Here is a 2,576-nt window from a genome sequence, read left to right as displayed (position 1 = left end):
GAAGAATTAGAGGGGCAATATCTATAATTATTCCTTTGTTGGTATCTGCCCTGAGAAGGGCTGAAGATTTGAGTATTGCTATGGAGGCAAGAGGATACAATGGTTGGGAAGGGAGAACAAGATTTAAGCAGTTTAATTGGGAAATAAAAGATACTTTTTTCCTCATTTCTTTTTCTTTAGTATGTTTCACTATCATTTTTATTTAAAAGGTGTTTTTTGATATAATTTAAATGGGTAAAAAAGTGAGAATATTATGGAGGCGCCTTATGAATTTTAAATACTTATATGGTCCTGTACCTTCTCGAAGATTGGGAAGATCCTTAGGAGTAAGCCCAATACCTCCAAAAACTTGTAATTTTTCTTGTGTATACTGTCAGCTGGGAAGAACGACTAACATGACAAACAAAAGACAAGAATTTTTTAATTTACAAGATATTTTGGAAGAGTTTGATGTTTATGTTAAGAACGATCTATCCCCGTTTGATTTTGTAACCATAGTTGGCGAAGGCGAACCATTATTATACTCTAGAATTGGTGAACTAATAAAATCAATAAAAACTTATGTTGATAAACCTGTTGCTGTAATTACAAATGGGGCTCTACTTTCTGAACAAAAAGTAAGGGAAGAATTAAATGAGAGCGATCTCGTAATGCCAACGCTGGATGCATATGATCAAAGAACGCTTAAAAGAATAAACAGGTCTCATAAAAGTATATCTTTTGATTCGTACGTGGATGGATTGATAAGTTTTTCTAAAAACTTTAAAGGTAAAATCTGGATGGAATTTATGATGATAAAAGGGCTAAATGATGATGAAGAATCTTTAAGGAAAATCAAAGAAATATTTAATAGAATAATTTATGATAGATTGTATATAAATTTACCAATGAGACCTCCAGCAGAAGATTGGGTAACAGTTCCAGAAAAAGAAAAAATTGAGCTAGCTCAAAATATCTTAGGAGGCATATCCCTTGATTTTTTAGAAGAAGAAGATTTTTACAGCTCGATAAAAGATGATTTGGAAGCTATTTTAAGTATAATAAAAAGACATCCGATGAATCAGCATGAAATTGAAAGTTTTTTAGATCAAAGAAAATGTGAAAATAAAAATGAGATTTTTGAAAAATTAGAAAAAAATGAATACGTTGAAAAAGTACAGTATTTTGGATTAAATGTGTATAGGTTAACATCTATGAGGAGGTAAATAAATGCCTGAAAATAAAAACGATAAAGAAAATAGAAACGATAAAGAAAATAAAAATACCAAAGAAGAAAAAAAGAAAGTAAGGCCTTCTAACATAATTTGGGTTTATATAATATTTGCAGTTATTTTTATTGGAGCTCTCATTTCTTTGAATTGGGAAAATAATCCTATGATATCTTATTCAGAAATGTTGAGTTTGATCAATAACGGCCAGGTGGAATCCATAAAAATAAATCAAAATGGAAACGTGGAAATACTTGGCAAAGACGGTACTACTTATGAATCTTTTTCACCAGCTTTAGTAAACGATAAACAATATGTGAATAGTTTAATTCAAAAAGGTATAAAGATAGAGTACGTCGAAAGTATTGGATCAAAGTGGTGGTTTGCGTTATTAATAAACATAATTCCCATAGTAATAATGGTGCTTTTCTTTTTTTGGTTATATCGTTCAGCTACGTCAGGTGCTAAAAGCAGTATGAACTTTGGAAAGAGTAAGGCAAAAAAGTATGAACCCATCGGTGAAAAAGTTACTTTTAAAGATGTAGCAGGAATCGATGAAGTTTTAGAGGAAGTAGAAGACATTGTAAAATTTTTGAAGAACCCTCAAGAATTTCAAGAATTGGGTGCAAGAATGCCTAAAGGGACTTTATTGGTAGGACCTCCTGGAACAGGTAAAACTTTGACGGCAAGGGCTATAGCTGGTGAGGCAGATGTACCTTTTTATTATGCCAGTGGTTCAGATTTTGTGGAACTTTTTGTAGGGGTTGGTGCATCGCGAGTTAGAGATCTTTTTAAGACAGCTAAAGAAAATGCTCCTGCGATAATATTTATAGATGAATTAGATGCAGTAGGTAGACAAAGAGGAGCTGGTCTTGGTGGTGGTAACGATGAGAGAGAACAAACTCTCAACGCCTTGTTAGTGGAACTCGATGGTTTTGACACTTCAACAGGAGTTGTTGTAATGGCTGCTACCAATAGACCTGATGTTCTTGATAAAGCATTACTTAGACCTGGTAGGTTTGATAAAAAAATAATGGTGCCCCCTCCAGACGTAAAAGGAAGAGAAGAAATTTTAAAGATACATACACGTAAAAAGAAGATTGCCCCCGATGTTGATTTAAAATTGTTAGCCAAAAGGACACCGGGATTCGTCGGAGCAGATTTAGAAAATTTAGTTAACGAAGCGGCTTTAATAGCCTCAAGAAAGAAGAAAAATCAAGTCGAAATGAACGATTTTGAAGAAGCTATTGATAGAGTACTAACTGGTCCATCCAAAAAGTATAGAATAATATCTGATAAGGAAAAGAAGATTCTATCATATCATGAACTTGGGCATGCTATTTTGGCATATTTATTGCCTAATACCGA

3 protein-coding genes are annotated in these 2,576 nt (G+C 33.1%); all 3 read left to right on the top strand.

Going from position 1 to position 2,576, the window contains the following annotated elements; all coding sequences use genetic code 11:
- A partial coding sequence (locus tag AA81_RS03340; protein WP_146050333.1) for an energy-coupling factor transporter transmembrane component T family protein occupies positions 1-206 on the top strand: 206 nt, incomplete at its 5' end.
- A 60-nt stretch (positions 207-266) separates the two neighbouring features.
- Positions 267-1,205: a radical SAM protein gene (locus AA81_RS03335; RefSeq protein ID WP_103898193.1), complete on the top strand. Its 939-nt coding sequence runs from the start codon at positions 267-269 to the stop codon at positions 1,203-1,205.
- 4 nt (positions 1,206-1,209) lie between these two features.
- Positions 1,210-2,576 (top strand): ATP-dependent zinc metalloprotease FtsH (gene ftsH, locus AA81_RS03330; protein ID WP_103898192.1); only part of this gene is annotated, 1,367 nt, incomplete at its 3' end.

Source organism: Petrotoga halophila DSM 16923 (assembly GCF_002924615.1).
This window is presented reverse-complemented; position numbering and strand designations above follow the sequence as displayed.

What these genes read in the sequence shown, in the direction of transcription:
- AA81_RS03335 (WP_103898193.1), top strand. Translation starts at nt 267, where the DNA reads ATGAATTTTAAATACTTATATGGTCCTGTACCTTCTCGAAGATTGGGA.